This is a genomic window from Neisseria sp. 83E34, assembly GCF_001308015.1.
In the GTDB taxonomy this organism is placed as follows: Bacteria; Pseudomonadota; Gammaproteobacteria; order Burkholderiales; family Neisseriaceae; genus Neisseria.
This window is the reverse complement of sequence record NZ_LGYH01000003.1, coordinates 91,454-108,587: the sequence shown is the minus strand read 5'-3', so window position 1 is coordinate 108,587 and position 17,134 is coordinate 91,454. Positions and strand designations below refer to the sequence as shown.

The following is a 17,134-nucleotide window of genomic DNA, read 5'->3' as shown; positions in this document are numbered from 1 at the left end:
ATTTTATTTTTGACTGTGTTTCAGGTAGCCTGTTTTTCAATTCCGACTTCATTAATTAGTTTTTTAAAGCTTCAAGGCAAATTCTGCCTGATTGAAAGGGAATCAATCATGTAAGTAGATTGGGTTTTAAACCCAATGTTTCAGACGGCCTGATATTTGTGTTGGGTTTTACAACCCAACCTACTCTTACTGGAATTAATAACCCAACCTTCTCTTACATATTAGTAAGATTGATAAATTTGATTACTCCCGTTTTTAGCGACCAATAACACATCATAAGGATGCTTCCGATTTTGATACATTTCTCCATCCATACCAGGAGAACCCAACGGCATACCAGGTGTTGCCAAACCCAAAGCCTCTGGTTTTTCTTTGAGCAAACGGCGAATATCCGTTGCAGGTGTATGTCCTTCTATAACATAACCATCTACTTTGGCTGTATGGCACGCCCCATATTTTTGCGGCATCCCTAACTCATCTCTCGCTTCACGATTACCAGTATTGTGTACAACCACTTGGAAGCCGTTATCCTCCATATGCTTAACCCATTCAGTACAACAACCGCAATTGGGATCCTTCCACACCTCCACTTTATGTTGATGTGAAAGCAAATCCTTATCCGCCAAATCTGCGTAATCCATTTGTTGCCGATGATTAGACTCGGACACCAAGCCAAATACCACTGCTGAAACAGCAACAGATACAGTAAAAACCCAAGCTGTTTGCTTAGAAAAGAATTTTATTTTTTTCACAATCTCATCCTCAAATTAAAATTTAAGCAGCCAATTAGACCAATTCGAGAGAAATATTTTGACTATAATCAACCAACATTTTCACATTGAAGTTTTATAAAAACCAAACTGAATCAATCAATGAAAAAAACCAACCTTATTATTGAAAAGGCACTACTTTCCAACCAGCCGGCTTTTACTAACACCACTTATGCTCTTTAGCCGGTTTGCCATGCTCGATATAGTGTTCAAACTCATGGCGGAAGTGCTTGGTGAAGCTGCGCACGGGGAACACGGCGGCATCGGCCAAGGCGCAAATGGTGCGGCCTGCCATATTGTTGCCGACCGAATCCAGCAAATCCAAATCTTCGGGGCGGCCTTTTCCTTCGGCAATGCGGTGGACTACACGGTACAGCCAGCCGGTACCTTCGCGGCACGGGGTACATTGGCCGCATGATTCTTCGTAGTAGAAATAGCTCAAACGCTCCAGCGCTTTCACCATACATACGTCTTCGTCCATCACAATCACCGCGCCCGAACCGAGCATGGAGCCTGCTTTGGCGATGGAATCGTAGTCCATGTTCAAGGTCATCATTACTTCGCCGGGCAGTACGGGCGCAGACGAACCGCCGGGAATCACGGCTTTGAGTTTTTTGCCGTCTTTCATGCCGCCGGCCATTTCCAGCAGTTTGGCAAACGGCGTGCCTAACGGCACTTCGTAGTTGCCGGGGCGTTCAACGTGGCCGGAAATAGAAAACAGCTTGGTGCCGCCTGCGTTTTCGATGCCTTTGTCGGCAAAAGTCTGTCCGCCGTCACGGATAATGAACGGCACCGAAGCAAAGGTTTCGGTGTTGTTGATGGTGGTGGGTTTTCCGTACAGGCCGTATGAAGCGGGGAAAGGCGGTTTGAAGCGCGGTTGGCCTTTTTTGCCTTCCAGCGATTCCAGCAAGGCGGTTTCTTCGCCGCAGATATATGCGCCGTAACCATGATGGGCAAACAGCTCGAATGAAAAGTCCGTGCCCATGATGTTTTTGCCTAAAAAGCCCGCATCGCGTGCTTCCTGCAAAGCGGCTTCAAAGCGTTGATAACCTTCGAAGATTTCGCCGTGGATATAGTTGTAACCCGCTTCGGCACCCATCGCGTAACCGGCAATAATCATGCCCTCAATCAAAGAATGCGGGTTGAAGTTGATAATGTCGCGGTCTTTGAATGTGCCGGGTTCGCCTTCGTCGGTGTTGCAGACAACGTATTTCGCACCAGGGAAAGAACGGGGCATAAAGCTCCATTTCAAACCGGTGGGAAAGCCCGCACCGCCACGGCCGCGCAAACCCGAAGTTTTTACTTCTGAAATCACATCGTCTTGCGACATGTTTTCAGTCAGGATTTTGCGCAAAGCCTGATAACCGCCGCGCTTAACGTATTCGTCCAGCTTCCAGCAGCTCGGATTATGGGTATCGACGTTCTCAAAAATCACGCCTGATTGGAAAATAGCCATTTGCTTAGCCCTAATCGGTTAACTTCTTCAATCTTTTTACTTTACCGCCCAACTGCTGTTGTGCGTATGTACTTATTGTTTGTTTTGTTATGCCTGTCTGAAAAATTTTTCAGACGGCCTTTCAGGTAGCCTTGAGGCCGTCTGAAAAGCGTTTTTTAAAGTGTTTAAAATGCTTCGCCGTATTGGATTCGAACACCTTTAACGTTTTGTAGGTCGGATTCTTGAATCCGACAGTTTGTCCGAGTTAAAACCTTGTTGATGTCGGACTCAAGAATCCGACCTACAACCTGTTTTTTCAGACGGCCTGCTTATACACTACCCTCTTTTTCCACCACTAAAATCCGTGCCTCTCCTTGCGGGTGGGCAACGTGCTCCGTGCCAATGCCGGCAAAGAAAATATCGCCGGCCTGCAAGCACACCACTTGCTCCTGCCCGTGTTCGCGGTAGTGCATATCCACCGTGCCGCTCATCACGGCAAACACTTCTTCGCCGTCGTTAATGTGCCATTTGTAGGGTCGGTCGGTCCAATGCAGGCGCACGGTTGTGCCGTTCATATTGGCAATATCCAAAGCACTCCATGCGCGTTCGGCGGTAAATTCGGCACTGCGGATAATTTGGTGGCTCATGCGTTTTCCTTTTGGTGTTTTCAGACGGCTTTTAACGATTTTGTTGGGTCAAGACCCAACCTACAACTGCTCGTTATTTTTCCGCGCCAATCATGGCCAAAAACTCATGCTCGGTCAGTTTGGGCGTATCGTCAGCCAACTCGTAATAAGGTGCCTTGCAGTCGATAAAAATTTGGCTTTCCAACTCAAAACCGGCGTTATCGGCAAATAATCCCGCATTGATGTAATAATCGTCGCCCACCTGCACGAACAAATGCGTACCGCATTGATTACAGAAGCAGCGTTCCGCCCATTCGGACGAGCGGTAGCGGCCGATATGTTCGCTGCCACTGATTTCAGGTTTTTTGGCCGTTAAGGTAAAACTTGCACCACTACCCCAAGTACGGCATTTGCCGCAATGGCAGGCGTGCAGCTTGCGGTCAGCTTCAACTTTTATGGATACGGCACCACACAAACATTTGGCTTCCATTTTTGCTTCCTTTCTTTGTTTTCAGACGGCCTTTCAGGTAGCCTTTCATTCTTTGTTGGGTTTTCAAGCCAAGCTATCCACTGAAATTTTGCCGTTTGGATTTACAAACGTTTAAGACGGGCTGTAACGATTTTATTGGATTAAGACCCAACCTATGTTTACTACGGCTTACTCTTGCTAATCTCGCTCACGATAACCATCAACATAATCGTCATGACATGTCTCACACAGGACATCATCTCCACCATAATATTCTGCAGTTGGGCTACCACAATTATCACATTTCGTTCCTTGTGGTATGGGAGGATATTCTTCATTTATATCCATACAGTCATTACAAATATTTTGCTCAAAATCAAATTCATCATCTTCAATTTCTTCTTGGCATTGAGCACAATACTGACTCATTTTTAACTCCTTGATTCACGGCAAAGATTAATTATTAATTTTAAAAACCCGATTTACAGCAGCCCTTACTGCAATTCCGCCAATTTTTGCTCAATCGCTTCTTCGGTCATAAAGCTGCACATTTTGTGGTTGTTCACCAGCATCACGGGGGCATCGCCGCATGCGCCCATGCACTCGCCTTCCATTAAGGTATAGAGGCCGTCTGAAGTGGTTTCGCCAAAGCCGATGCCGAGTTTCTGTTTCAGGTATTCGGCGGCATTCACTCCGCCGCGCAGGGCGCAAGGCAGGTTGGTGCAGACGGTCAGCTTGTATTTGCCTACCGGATGCAGGTCGTACATATTGTAGAAAGTGGCCACTTCGTAGGCGGCAGCCGGTGCGATGCCGACATAATTGGCAACGAATTCAATGAGTTCGGGCGTCAGCCAGCGTTTTTCTACTTGGGCGATACGCAATGCACCCATGATGGCGGAACGGCGTTGGTCGGCCGGATATTTCGCCAGCTCGACGTCGATTTGTTTTAAAGATTCTGCGGATAACATTATCGGTCTACCTCCCCGAATACGATGTCTTGCGTACCGATGATGGCCACCACGTCGGCCAACATGTGGCCGCGTGCCATTTCGTCCATGCCTTGCAGATGGGCGAAGCCGGGTGCGCGGATTTTCAGGCGGTAGGGTTTGTTGGCGCCGTCTGAAATCATGTAAATGCCGAACTCGCCTTTGGGGTGCTCGACGGCAGTATAGGTTTCACCTTCGGGCACGTGCATGCCTTCGGTAAACAGTTTGAAATGGTGGATCAAGTCTTCCATGCCTATTTTCATTTCAGTGCGTTTGGGCGGCGCGACTTTGTGGTTTTCGACAATCACGGGGCCGGGGTTGGCTTTGAGCCATTGCACGCATTGCTTGATGATGCGGTTGGATTCGCGCATTTCGTTGATACGGCAGAGGTAACGATCGTAACAGTCGCCGTTTACGCCGACGGGAATGTCGAAATCAACATTGGCATAGGCATCGTACGGTGCTTTTTTGCGGATATCCCACTCCACGCCTGAACCGCGAAGCATCACGCCGGTAAAGCCTTTTTGCAGCGCGCGCTCGGGAGAAACCACGCCGATGCCGACGGTACGCTGCTTCCAAATACGGTTGTCGGTAAGCAGGCTTTCGTATTCATCCACGCAAGAGGGGAAGCGTTCGGTAAAGGCTTCGATAAAGTCGAGCATCGTGCCTTCGCGCGATTCGTTCAGCTTTTTCAACACTTTGGCATTGCGGAATTTGCTGGATTCATACTTAGGCATGAAATCGGGCAAATCGCGGTACACGCCGCCCGGACGGAAGTAGGCCGCGTGCATACGCGCACCGGATACGGCTTCGTATAAGTCCATCAGCTCTTCACGTTCGCGGAAGGCATACAGGAATACGGTCATCGCGCCGATATCGAGCGCGTGCGAACCGATACCCATCAGATGGTTCAGAATGCGGGTAACTTCGGCAAACATCACGCGGATGTATTGGGCGCGGATCGGTACTTCGACACCGGTCAGTTTTTCTACCGCCAAACAATAGGCTTGTTCGTTGACCATCATGGAAACGTAGTCCAAGCGGTCCATATAAGGCAGGGCTTGCAGATAGGTACGGGTTTCGGCCAGTTTCTCAGTACCGCGGTGAAGTAGGCCGATATGCGGGTCGGCGCGAACGATGGTTTCGCCTTCCAGCTCCAGAATCATACGCAATACGCCGTGCGCGGCAGGGTGCTGCGGGCCGAAGTTGATGGTGTAGTTTCTTAATTTATTAGCCACCGTAGTTCTCCTCGCGGACGATGCGCGGGGTAATTTCGCGCGGCTCGATGGTTACAGGTTGGTAAATCACGCGTTTCTCGGCTTCGTCGTAACGCATTTCAACATAGCCGGAAATCGGGAAATCTTTGCGGAACGGATGGCCGACAAAACCGTAATCCGTGAGGATACGGCGCAAATCGGGGTGGTTGTTGAACAGGATACCGAACAGGTCGAATGCTTCACGCTCGTACCAATCGGCGCTGTTGTAAATGTCCACCACGGAATCGACCACAGGGAAATCGTCCTCGGCCGCCCATACGCGCACACGGATGCGCTGGTTGTTTTTTACGGAAACCAGTTGGCTGACCACGGCAAAGCGCTTGCCTTCCCACGGTTCGTTTTTGTAAGTGCTGTAATCCACGCCGCACAAATCCACCAACGATTCAAAATGCAGATCGGCATGGTCGCGCAACGTAGTCATTACGTTCAGATAATTTTCAGGCAGGCATTCAACGGTAATCTCGCCCAATGCGAGAATGACCTTGCTTGCTTTGTCGCCCAACACATTTTGGACAACCGGATACAAATCGTTTACATGCATCTTGTTCTCCTAGTTGCGGGCAATGGTGTAAGTGCGTTTGATTTTGCCTTGCAGCTGAATCAAACCGTAAATCAGGGCTTCGGCAGTCGGCGGGCAACCCGGCACATACACGTCGACAGGTACGATACGGTCGCAACCGCGCACCACGGAATAGGAATAATGGTAATAGCCGCCGCCGTTGGCACAAGAACCCATCGACAACACCCAGCGCGGCTCGGCCATTTGGTCGTACACGCGGCGCAAAGCGGGTGCCATTTTGTTGCACAGCGTACCGGCCACAATCATCAAGTCGGACTGGCGCGGAGACGGACGGAAAATAATACCGAAGCGGTCAAGATCATAACGGGAAGCACCCGCCTGCATCATTTCTACCGCACAGCAGGCCAAACCGAACGTTACCGGCCACAACGAACCTGTGCGCACATAATTCAACACCGTATCCGCGCTGGCGGTTACGAAGCCTTTATTCAAAACGCCTTCTATTCCCATTCCAGCGCACCTTTTTTCCATTCATAGATAAAGCCCACCGTGAGCACCACGATGAACACAAACATCGACCAGAAAGCAAACTGCCCGTGCGACGCCATCAAGTCTTTAAACACCACGGCCCACGGAATCATGAATGCCACTTCCAAATCAAACAAAATAAACAGAATCGCCACCAAGTAATAACGCACGTCAAATTTCATACGGGCGTTCTCAAATGCTTCGAAACCACACTCAAACGGCGTATCTTTTTCATGGTAATGGCGTTTCGGGCCGAGCACGTTGCCCAGCACCAAAAACAAAATGCCCGCTGCCAAACCAACAATCAAAAAGATTAAAACGGGAAAATAGTTAGCTAACATGGTTTTTTACACCTGTTTTGTTAAGCACAAATAGATAAAATAAATGTAGGTTATTGTAGCCAAATTTGCTTGTGATTAAAAGTTAAACACTCCCGATTTTTTTGAAAAAGTTCAATAATTTCAATACCTTTATGATAACGATTCTCATTAAATATTTTTCTGAAATTATTTTGCTTATTTTTTAAGCGTTTTTAAGCGTGTTTATTTTAAACTGTATTTAATTCAATTTAACTTTTCTTAATATTTTCAATATGCATAGCACATCGCCAACTTTCATTGCTTTATTACTTGAGTAAAAAATATGCAACTTTCCAGCTTAAAGCCCAGAAAGTCTTATTTTTTCATTTTTTGGAATTTTATGCTTAATTTAGCTAAAAAATAATTAGCTAAATGTTTCAATTATCGCCATCTGGAAATATAGCTAGCAATTTAAGAAAAAATGCTTTTTTCAGACAGGCATTTTGTACTTGTTTTTGCACTTACCAATTACTCAGAAACATTTGATTTTATGAATGTTTAAATGAATTCCATAGCTATGGAAGTTACTTTTCGAATAAGGCAGCCGGCTGCAAACAGTGCAGGTAATAGGCGAGGCACAACAACGCCGTACTACCTGCACTGTTTGCTCTGTATCAAAATCAAGTTGATTGACTATACTTACTAAAACAAGCCTTCAGCTCATCAGGCGTAAACACATAATCGCCCTCATCCGTAATCAACATCGGCACACCTACCGACAAAGTTCCCCTGAGCGATGCATAAGCATCCGCTGTGTCGCGCACTTGCAAAAAGCGTTTCAAATTGGCCATGCTTTCCGTAATATCAATAGCTTCACACTCTAAGCCCAATTCTTGTAAAACGGCATCAAACGGCGGCGTATCGGGGCATAAGCTGCTGTAAAAATAAAGGTTCGGCATAATCATTATTCCTGCTGGTTAACCGGTTGAAAAGGCAAATATACATCAAAGCGTGTACTCTTTCCCGAATATTGGTAGGCCGGTTTTTCATGATTCAAAAAATTACCCAAACGCGGCCGCTTTACCACCACACGTTTTTTAGCCGTTTCTCGGGCAACTCGAAGTAACGCCGCTTCATCATCTGCCATTCCGACCAAATCATGAAAATAAGCCATTTCTTTTTTCACGGCAGCAGATTTCTGACGCTCCGGATACATCGGGTCAAGATAAACCACATCCGGCTTGCCTTGATGCTTGACTAATTCGGGCATTAACGCAATGGCATTACCGAAGCATAAAGTAATCCGCCCGGTAATCTCCGCCATTTCTTCCGATTCGGCCGCTCTTGCCAAACCGTCGGCCAATAGGCAGGCAACCACCGGATTCTGTTCAAATACCCTAACCTGCAAGCCCAACGCCGCCAACACGAATGCATCCCGTCCCAAACCGCCCGTACCATCCCACACAATCGGTTTAGCCGTGTGATTAACCGCTTTTGCAATCAACTCTCCACCACCTTTAGTACGCCTGTATTGGGCTGCGCCACTGACGAAATCAACTTTAACCCACCCTTTTTCACCAACCTTGCACAAAGATATACCATCTACATCACCCAACAAATACAGACCTGCCTGCGGCGGCTCGCTGCAGTTTTGCAATCCAAAATCGGCAACCCGCAATCTCAGTAATTCGCTGGCATCATCCCGAAACACCACCGGTATCATTCTTTTATTTCCTTTTTCAATATCAAAGCTTTTCAGACAGGCATCAATAAATGCCTGTCTGAAAAATATGATCAAACCATTTAATCCCAACATAACCGTGCAGCTTCATCATGCCGCAGCATTACCTGTCTTTGCATATGTGCTGTGAAAATTCAAAAGCAGATAAATCAAACGGCTATGCTTTACAGCATAGCCGCTCACAATCTTATTTCATTCAATAGCCAATCGCTCCATACGGTAGCGCATCGAACGGAAGCTGATACCTAAAAGTTTAGCAGCCTGTGTTCGGTTGAAACGCGTTTCCTGCAAGGCCTGCAATATGATACTGCGTTCTACTTCGTCGAGGTAATCCTGAATTTGTGTTTGCCCGGTAACAAAAAGAGGGATTTCGGGCCGTATTTCATGCGTCGAAGCACCCGCCATACCGCCTGCTTGCGAACCCAGGCTACCCGATGATACATCTCCGCCGGAAAAAGATTTAAAAATAGCAGCCTCTTCACTATTGTCCTCTTGTACGGGCAACTCCTGCCGCACGCTGGGAGCATGAATCTGCAAATCATCTACTTGGATGATGTTGCCCACAGTCAGCGCCACCGCTCTTTCCAAAATATTTTCCAACTCACGGAAATTACCCGGATAACTGTATGAAAGCAAGGCATCCTGCGCTTTAGGGCTGAGTTTATAAGCGGTTTCCCCTACCCGGTATTTATTAAGCAATCGGAAAATCAAAGGGCCTAAGTCTTCACGCATTTCACGCAAAGGCGGCATATGCAGAGTAACCACATTCAAGCGGTAGTATAAGTCCTGTCTGAAAGCTCCTGTTTCAACTAAAGTTTCCAGATTTTTGTGGGTAGCACATATGATGCGTACATCCACTTTTGTTTCTTGCGCATCGCCAATCCGGCGGACGGCTTTTTCCTGAATCGCACGTAGGAGCTTCACTTGCATACCCAGCGGCAAATCGGCCACTTCATCCAAGAAAAGCGTGCCTCCGTTTGCATGCTGGAAAAAACCCATACGGTCAGAGTCTGCTCCGGTGAAACTGCCTTTTTTATAGCCGAAGAATTCACTTTCCATAAGATTTTCAGGAATCGCACCGCAGTTCACTGCAATAAACGGCTGTTCCCTACGCGCCGACAATTCATGAATGCTCCGAGCAGCTTGCTCTTTACCGCTACCGGACTCACCGGAAATATAAACCGGTACAACACTGCCGGCCAATCTGCGGATTAAATGGCGAACTTCCACCATTTGCGGAGAGGCGCCCAACAAGCGCGGCATATCTGGATCGCCGCTTAACTCACTGATTTGCTGCATTTCACGTTCACGCTGAACGGCTCTGGTTTCAGTGGTGCTGAATAAGCGCTGACGCAACGATTTCATGCCCTGCGTTACCTCGGAAGGCTTATCTATCCCACCGGAAACGCCTTTGCGGCCTGCAGAAGAAGGCGCGGATGTACGTGGCAGACTGCCGGGTAAATCCGTATTGCGTGACAAAGGCCGTGCAGCCGCCGGAGCTGGTTTTGCTGCTTGCGGCGCGGTAGGTTGGGGAACAGGCTGAGCGGGAGCGGAGGCAGGAGCCGGTGCTGCAACAGCGGCAACCGGCTCATTTACCTTTACCGCCGATTTTACCAATGAGCGAAGTTGCGACAATGTAATCGGTTTTTGCAGATAATCAAACGCACCTGCTTTTAAAGCCTCAACAGCCTGATCGGCATTACCAAAAGCAGTGATGACCGCCACCGGGGTATCCAACATCAATTCATTGATGTATTGCACCACTTCCAAACCTGAGCCATCCGGCATACGCATATCGGTCAACACCAGCGAATAATCTTTATCATCCAGTTTCGATTTAGCATCGACCACGCCGACTGCGGTATCGACAGACAAACCCATTTTCATTAAGGTCATTTCCATCAAATCACGGATATCGGCTTCATCGTCTACAACCAATACAGGCTGTTGCAAATTATGCTTCGTCATTGCTCTCGTCCCTCGGTAAAATCAGTTCAAAACCGTTCATTTCCGGATGGTAATGCAATTGCCCCAAATTGGCATGGGCCAACTCGCGCGCTACATAAAGACCTAAACCGGTACCCGTTTTCTCTGTGGTAAAGAAAGGCTCAAACAAACGGTTGCGCACTTCAGGCGCCACTCCGGAACCATTGTCAGCCACCACAATTGAAATATGCATCTTCCCGCTAGGACGGATCAATACTGTAATCGCTTGGTTGTCTTTTCTACTGTGGCGCCACGCGTTGTTACACAAATTCCACATAATTTGCTGCAAATGCATTGAATCGGCTACCACAGCCAGATTATTGCCTTCCATCGTCATGCGTACGCTACCAATGGCATCCGGGTTATTTAATGTGAATTCCTGTTTAAACGCCAACCAGAACTTCATCAAATTGATTTTTTCCCGGCTGATATTGTCTTTCTTATTCAACGAAGTAACATCTTCCAGCATCTTATCGATGCGGCGAATATTACTGTCTATAATATCATGCAATTTAGCATTGGTAGGATCCTGCATGCTTTCTTGCAGCAAATCGTTGGCATGACGGATGGCCGACATCGGATTGCGAATCTCATGTGCCAGATTGGCGGTAAGCTGCCCTAACGACGCGAGCTTTGTTGCCATTGCTTCTGCCGCCACTTCCCGCAATGAACGGATAAACAACATCAGCAATTCGGTTTTTTCATCACTCTGCACCAAAGGAACCGCACGCACACGCATAGAGTGCTGATGCAAGTGGATATCGGTTTCAAAACTTTTTTCGGGAGCATGCTGCCATTGGCGAATCAGATCGCTGAAAATGGTTTCTTGGTTATCGATTGCCAAGCTCGGAAAGTAAGTTTTTGCTTGTGCATTGAACAGCCAGATGCGTTGTTCCATGTCCAGCACCACAACAGCTTCCTGCACTCGGTTCAACACTAATTTATTCAATCCGCTTACCCGGTTAAACGCCTGTTTGTGTTTATCTGCGGAATCGGTTGCCGCTTTAAGCCGGTTGACCGAGAGAGAAGTTAATCCGGCTACCAGATAACTTGCACCTATCAAAAACAAACCTATGATAAACGGGCGAAAATCCGTTCCGTTCCATTTTTTGTCTATGATGTTGAAAATCATATGGTCGCTCAAAAGCAGGCAGAAAATAATCAGCAGCGTAGCATAAGAGGCGTAAAGCATTGGATAGCGACCATAGCTGAGCAAACAGGACGTTGCCACAAACGGGAGCACTAAGGCGCCAAAGCCCATTCCGATACCGCCCGTCATGTACACCAGCAGCATAATCATGGAAATATCCGCTACTGCCGCCGCATTAGGCAAGGTCATGTTCTGGCGCTGCCACTCCGGCTTGAATAATGTGAGAATCACAATGCCGCCATAGATGGCCGCCCATGTATAAAACTCGACCGGCTTAAACAAACTACCTATTTTGCCGGTATCCATATAAAGGTAATCCGAACCTATCTGGAAAACCAGCAAAGAAATAATGATGGTTACCCTTGCCAGATTGATTAACACCGGCAAGCGTCCCATCTGTTGCTCCCAGTCTCTGCGGGAATACAGCTGCGCTTTTGCGTAACTCATATTTAGTATTCTCTATTAATTTATTATCACGGTTGCTCAACCGCGTTGTTTTTCCACATCTGTTAACATTTTTCCGTGATGCCGGTTATGCTGCCCGACACATCTAAAACTTTGCCTTTACGTCCGCGCTTGTTTTGAATATCCAAAGTACGCAAACGCTCGTTTTTATCGCCGCCCCTTCTGCCTTTAATCTGAACGGTAAATTCAGGCTGATTGACAACGGCAATCAAGTTGAGCTTCATATTTTCAGACAGGCTTATCAATTGCAGCCCTCTGCCTTTGGCCATAACTTTCAATTCGCCTAATTCGAATGCCAGCAAACGGTTATCTTCGGATACAAGCACTACTTTGCAATCCGGATTAATCAACGATACTGCAAAAATAGGGATAGGTTGCAGGGTAGTTTCACCTGGCTCCAACGTCATGACCACTTTACCGGCTTTAATCCGGCTGACCATATCCGCCAACTTGGTAATGAAACCGTATCCGCCGCTGTTGCTTAACAAGTAATGCTGTTCAGGCAGGCCTGTGAGCATAGCTACGACTTTGGCTCCGTTTTGCAATTCAATCAATGAGCTGACCGGAATACCGTCCCCCCGTCCGCCGGGAATCTCTGCCGCATCCAACGTATAGGATCGGCCTTGCGAATCAAGCACCACTACCGGCCAAACTGTTCTGCTTTCCAGCACTTGCTTTAAGCCGTCGCCTTCTTTGAACACGGTCTGGCTTAAATCGAGATTATGGCCTGCGCGGCTTCTGATCCAACCTTTTTCCGACAAAATCAGCGTAATCGGTTCATCGGCAGTAGTTTGTGTTGAAGATGCACGTTCGGCTTCCTCTATCAGCGTTCTGCGTTCATCACCGAATTGCTTCATATCGGCACGCATTTCCTGAATGATGTGTTTGCGCTTCGCTGATTCATCACCCAGCAAATGATTCAGTTTATCTTGCTCTTCTTTCAATTCGGCCAGCTCTTTTTCAAGCTTAAACCCTTCCAGCCGAGCCAATTGGCGCAGACGGATTTCCAGGATATCTTCCGCCTGAATTTCAGACAGGCCGAAAACAGCCATCAAATCTGTTTTCGGTTCGTCTGATTCGCGGATAACGCGAATGACCTCATCAATATGCAGAAACGCAATCATGCGCCCTTCAAGAATGTGGATGCGTTTTTCCACCTGACCCAAACGGTGCTGCAAACGGCGCGTAACTGTTTTCACGCGGAAATCAAGCCACTCTTGAAGAATGGTTTTCAGATTTTTTTGGGCGGGGCGGTTATCCATGCCCATCATTACCAGATTCATCGGCGCGTTGCTTTCTAAGCCGGTACGCGCCATCAGCGTGTTCATAAAACTTTCAGGATTGATTTTGCCTGACTTAGGCTCGAACACCAGCCGCACGGGATTTTCGCCGTCGCTTTCGTCACGCACTTTTTCCAGCAAATCCAGCATTAGCTTTTTCGTATTGAGCTGCTCCTGATTAAGCTGCTTCTTACCGGTTTTGGGCTTGGGATTGGTTTGTTCTTCGATTTCGGCCAAGATTTTCTGCGCACTCGTTCCCGGCGGCAGCTGGGTAACGATGGCACGCCATTGGCCGCGCGCCAGTTTTTCTATTTCATAACGCGCACGCACGCGCACGCTGCCTTTACCGGTTTCATAAATGTGCAGCAAATCGCTTTGCGGCGTAATAATCTGCCCGCCGCCGGCGAAATCGGGGCCTTTGATGTATGCCATCAGCTCCGCCGTATCCATAGCGGGCTTTTTCAAAAGCGCAATGGCCGCTTCGGTCACTTCACACAAATTATGCGGCGGTATCTCGGTTGCCATACCCACCGCAATACCGGATGCGCCGTTGAGCAATACAAACGGCAGGCGCGAAGGCAGGATAACCGGCTCTTCAAAAGCACCATCATAATTCGGTACGAAATCGACCGTGCCCATATTGATTTCGGAAAGCAGCAATTCGGCTATCGGTGTCAGCCGCGCTTCCGTATAGCGCATGGCTGCCGCTCCGTCTCCGTCGCGCGAACCGAAATTGCCGATGCCGTCAATCAAAGGGTAGCGCAAGGTAAAGTCCTGCGCCATACGCACCATTGCGTCATAGGCTGAGCTGTCGCCGTGGGGATGGTATTTACCGAGAATTTCCCCCACCACTCGTGCAGACTTAACCGGCTTGGCACCATGCACCAAACCCATATCTTTCATTGCATAAAGAATGCGCCGCTGCACGGGCTTCTGCCCGTCGCCCACGTCCGGCAACGCCCTGCCTTTTACCACGCTCATTGCATACTCAAGATATGCGCGTTCGGCATACTGACCCAACAATAAAGAGTCGTCGTCGGCTAAGGTTGTGGCGTTTGGCTGGTCATTCATGTTTTAATTAAGCTTAATCACGTTTTTAAAGGCAAAATTGGTGTCTATTGTAATGCAAATCGCCTTTCTTTGCTGAACTTAACAACCCTAAGTTTATTTTTTCAAATTGGTTTGTTGGTTCCGCGCATATTTTAAATTGTTATAATATCCTAACAAATGATTTAAGTTAAAAAATATTACTTTAACTTTTGGCTACAAAAGCTAAATTTTCCGAAAGCCTGCCATGTACCAACCCATTCAAACGTTGCCGGAAGGCTCTTTAGACATTATCGGTGATGTTCACGGCGAATTTGATGCGTTGCAAACGCTGATTACACGCTTAGGTTATGACTCTTACGGCAACCATCCCGCAGGGCGCAAGCTCGTGTTTGTGGGCGATTTATGTGACCGCGGCCCCGACAGCCCGGCCGTTTTATATTGGTTCAGACAGGCCTATGAAGCAGGTAATGCTTTGATGGTATTGGGCAACCACGAATTAAACCTGCTGATGGAAGATCCAAAAGACGGATCAGGCTGGTTTTTTCCCGAGCGCGACCTCAAAGAAAGCCACCTTTATGCACCGTGGCAGAAAATGTCCGACCACGAAAAACCGGCGCTTACCGGCTGGCTGGCGCAAATGCCGCTGGTTTTGCATCGAGACGATATCCGCATTATTCACGCCGCTTGGCTGCCGGAATCTATCCGGCAAATTCAGACAGGCATGGCCAATCAAGATTTAATCACCGCATACCGCCAATGGGACGCCGATTTAAAACATTCTTTGAAGCAAGCAGAATGGTATACGGATTATGAACGGCAACAAGCCGACTCCGCCTTACTTGACAACCCGCACAATATGCCGCCGATGCAGCAGGCGCTGGCCGAATTTGAATACCGCCGCAGCCGCCTGCATCCGGTTCGGGCGCTGACCAGTGGCGTTGAAGTATTTGTGGACAAGCCGTTTTTCTCAGGTGCGCGCTGGCGCTTTACCACACGCTTCGCCTGGTGGGATGAATATACCGATGACATTCCCGTTGTGATCGGACATTACTGGCGTAGCTGGCAACCGAAACGTTCCGGCCTACTGCCCGAGCCGCCCAATGCATGGTTCGGCGCCAAGCGCAATGTGTTCTGCATTGATTATTCCGTAGGCGCCCGCTGGCGCGACCGGCAGGCCGAACCGCCCGTTCCGCCCGACCAATCCGGCTTTAGGCTTGCCGCTTTGCGCTGGCCGGAAAACATATTGATGTTTGATGATGGTGAAGTTGCCCAAATGATTTCCTTATAAAGAATGCCTGTCTGAACACTTTTTCAGACAGGCATTCAATCATTTTCCAACCTTATTCCACAACAATTTTCGGGAAGCGGCTACTGAAATCCCGGCCTTTTCCGGCGATGGCCAAAGCAATCTGCCAAGCAGCGTCGGTATAGATTTTGGCAATTTGGGCATGGTTTTCCTGCAAAGCTTTGGCGCGGCCTTCGTCCATCGCCTCGCGCACCGGCAATGCCAGTGGCAGCTGGCCGAGCAGCGGCACACCGAGTTTTTCCGCCAGCATTTTGCCGCCGTCGCTGCCGAACACCGCCTCGCTGTGGCCGCAATTGCTGCACACATGCACCGACATATTCTCCAACACGCCGAAAATCGGGATATTCACTTTTTGGAACATATCCACTGCTTTTCGCGCATCAATCAGCGCAATATCCTGCGGCGTGGTCACCACCACCGAACCGGTTACCGGAATTTTCTGCGACAAAGTGAGCTGTATATCGCCCGTGCCCGGAGGCAGGTCGATAAAGAGATAGTCCACATCATCCCATTCGCTTTGAAACAAAAGTTGCTGCAAAGCCTGTGAAAGCATGGGCCCTCGCCACACCACCGCCTGATCCGTATCCACCAGAAAACCTATCGACATAACCTGCACGCCGCCGTCGGCCACCACGGGTATCAGCTTTTTATTGGCTTGATCCGGTTTGCCGTCGGCCACACCCAGCATGGTGGGCTGGCTCGGACCGTATAAATCGGCATCCAGCACGCCCACGCGCGCACCCATGTTTGCCATGGCGATGGCCAAGTTGGCCGTGGTGGTAGATTTGCCCACGCCGCCCTTGCCCGAAGCAATCGCAATGATGTTTTTCACACCTTTGATGGTTGCCACACCCGGCTGCACTTTGTGGGTGGCAATATCCACATTTATCCACACATGCACATCTTGTGTGAAGCCCGCGCACGACAATGCCTGCCCCATAGCTTCCTTCAGCGCCTGCTCCACATGCGCCGCCGGAAAATCGAATTTCAACAGCACATCCAAACCGTCGGCCTTTTCTTCCATTTTTTCCAGCGCTTTGCAGCCGCCCAAAGTTAAGCCGCTGCCAGGAACGGCAACCGCTTCCAGAACGGCGCGCAATGCTTGATTATCTGCCATTTTCTTAACCTCTTTTTATGCGTATCAATTATTTATGGTAAGATTGTACACCTTGCACCTACGGGTAACGAAGCGATTCTTCCGCTTCTTTTCAGACAGGCATCAGCCATCAAAGTATAAAAACTTCCG

At 48.5% G+C, this 17,134-nt stretch carries 17 protein-coding genes; 1 reads left to right on the top strand and 16 read right to left on the bottom strand.

Annotation, left to right across the window (positions count from 1 at the left end; genetic code table 11):
• Positions 1-221: 221 nt before the first annotated feature.
• The 15 genes from AKG09_RS04205 to parC all read right to left on the bottom strand — a co-directional run bounded on the left by AKG09_RS04205 (position 222) and on the right by parC (position 14,603).
• Entirely contained in the window at positions 222-752 is a 531-nt protein-coding gene (locus AKG09_RS04205; RefSeq protein WP_009115723.1) for a DUF411 domain-containing protein, read from the bottom strand.
• Between the two features lie 178 nt (positions 753-930).
• Positions 931-2,226, bottom strand: coding sequence for an NADH-quinone oxidoreductase subunit NuoF (gene nuoF / locus AKG09_RS04200; RefSeq protein WP_054618229.1), 1,296 nt, complete (start codon positions 2,224-2,226; stop codon positions 931-933).
• 308 nt (positions 2,227-2,534) lie between these two features.
• Positions 2,535-2,852 carry a cupin gene (locus tag AKG09_RS04195; protein ID WP_054618228.1) on the bottom strand — a complete coding sequence of 106 codons (318 nt, stop codon included), beginning with the start codon at positions 2,850-2,852 and terminating at the stop codon, positions 2,535-2,537.
• 73 nt (positions 2,853-2,925) lie between these two features.
• On the bottom strand, positions 2,926-3,321 hold the full coding sequence (locus AKG09_RS04190) for a GFA family protein (protein ID WP_054618227.1): 396 nt from the start codon (positions 3,319-3,321) through the stop codon (positions 2,926-2,928).
• A gap of 177 nt (positions 3,322-3,498) precedes the next feature.
• Positions 3,499-3,729, bottom strand: coding sequence for a hypothetical protein (locus AKG09_RS04185; protein ID WP_054618226.1), 231 nt, complete (start codon positions 3,727-3,729; stop codon positions 3,499-3,501).
• A gap of 65 nt (positions 3,730-3,794) precedes the next feature.
• On the bottom strand, positions 3,795-4,268 hold the full coding sequence (gene nuoE, locus AKG09_RS04180) for an NADH-quinone oxidoreductase subunit NuoE (protein WP_054618225.1): 474 nt from the start codon (positions 4,266-4,268) through the stop codon (positions 3,795-3,797).
• Positions 4,268-5,524, bottom strand: coding sequence for an NADH dehydrogenase (quinone) subunit D (gene nuoD, locus AKG09_RS04175; protein WP_054618224.1), 1,257 nt, complete (start codon positions 5,522-5,524; stop codon positions 4,268-4,270). Before nuoD ends, nuoE begins: the two co-directional genes overlap by 1 nt.
• Positions 5,517-6,104, bottom strand: coding sequence for an NADH-quinone oxidoreductase subunit C (locus tag AKG09_RS04170; protein ID WP_009115716.1), 588 nt, complete (start codon positions 6,102-6,104; stop codon positions 5,517-5,519). Before AKG09_RS04170 ends, nuoD begins: the two co-directional genes overlap by 8 nt.
• 9 nt (positions 6,105-6,113) lie before the next feature.
• Positions 6,114-6,593: an NADH-quinone oxidoreductase subunit B family protein gene (locus AKG09_RS04165; protein ID WP_009115715.1), complete on the bottom strand. Its 480-nt coding sequence runs from the start codon at positions 6,591-6,593 to the stop codon at positions 6,114-6,116.
• Positions 6,584-6,952, bottom strand: coding sequence for an NADH-quinone oxidoreductase subunit A (locus AKG09_RS04160; RefSeq protein WP_054618223.1), 369 nt, complete (start codon positions 6,950-6,952; stop codon positions 6,584-6,586). Before AKG09_RS04160 ends, AKG09_RS04165 begins: the two co-directional genes overlap by 10 nt.
• Positions 6,953-7,590: 638 nt before the next feature.
• Positions 7,591-7,869 (bottom strand): hypothetical protein, encoded by a 279-nt coding sequence (locus AKG09_RS04155; RefSeq protein WP_054618333.1) that lies wholly within the window; start codon positions 7,867-7,869, stop codon positions 7,591-7,593.
• Between the two features lie 5 nt (positions 7,870-7,874).
• On the bottom strand, positions 7,875-8,633 hold the full coding sequence (locus AKG09_RS04150) for a class I SAM-dependent methyltransferase (protein ID WP_054618222.1): 759 nt from the start codon (positions 8,631-8,633) through the stop codon (positions 7,875-7,877).
• 210 nt (positions 8,634-8,843) lie between these two features.
• Complete coding sequence (locus tag AKG09_RS04145; RefSeq protein WP_054618221.1) at positions 8,844-10,619, bottom strand: sigma-54 dependent transcriptional regulator; 1,776 nt, start codon at positions 10,617-10,619, stop codon at positions 8,844-8,846.
• Positions 10,606-12,234: a nitrogen regulation protein NR(II) gene (locus AKG09_RS04140; protein ID WP_054618220.1), complete on the bottom strand. Its 1,629-nt coding sequence runs from the start codon at positions 12,232-12,234 to the stop codon at positions 10,606-10,608. Before AKG09_RS04140 ends, AKG09_RS04145 begins: the two co-directional genes overlap by 14 nt.
• A 62-nt stretch (positions 12,235-12,296) precedes the next feature.
• Positions 12,297-14,603, bottom strand: coding sequence for a DNA topoisomerase IV subunit A (gene parC / locus AKG09_RS04135; protein ID WP_054618219.1), 2,307 nt, complete (start codon positions 14,601-14,603; stop codon positions 12,297-12,299).
• Positions 14,604-14,826: 223 nt separating this feature from the next.
• On the opposite strand from parC, the gene AKG09_RS04130 reads away from it, so the two are divergent.
• A complete protein-coding gene (locus AKG09_RS04130; RefSeq protein ID WP_054618218.1) occupies positions 14,827-15,870 on the top strand; it encodes a metallophosphoesterase in 1,044 nt (347 codons plus the stop codon).
• A gap of 52 nt (positions 15,871-15,922) precedes the next feature.
• Here the strand turns inward: AKG09_RS04130 and apbC are convergent, their stop codons facing one another.
• Positions 15,923-17,005 carry an iron-sulfur cluster carrier protein ApbC gene (gene apbC / locus AKG09_RS04125; RefSeq protein WP_054618217.1) on the bottom strand — a complete coding sequence of 361 codons (1,083 nt, stop codon included), beginning with the start codon at positions 17,003-17,005 and terminating at the stop codon, positions 15,923-15,925.
• Positions 17,006-17,134: the final 129 nt, after the last annotated feature.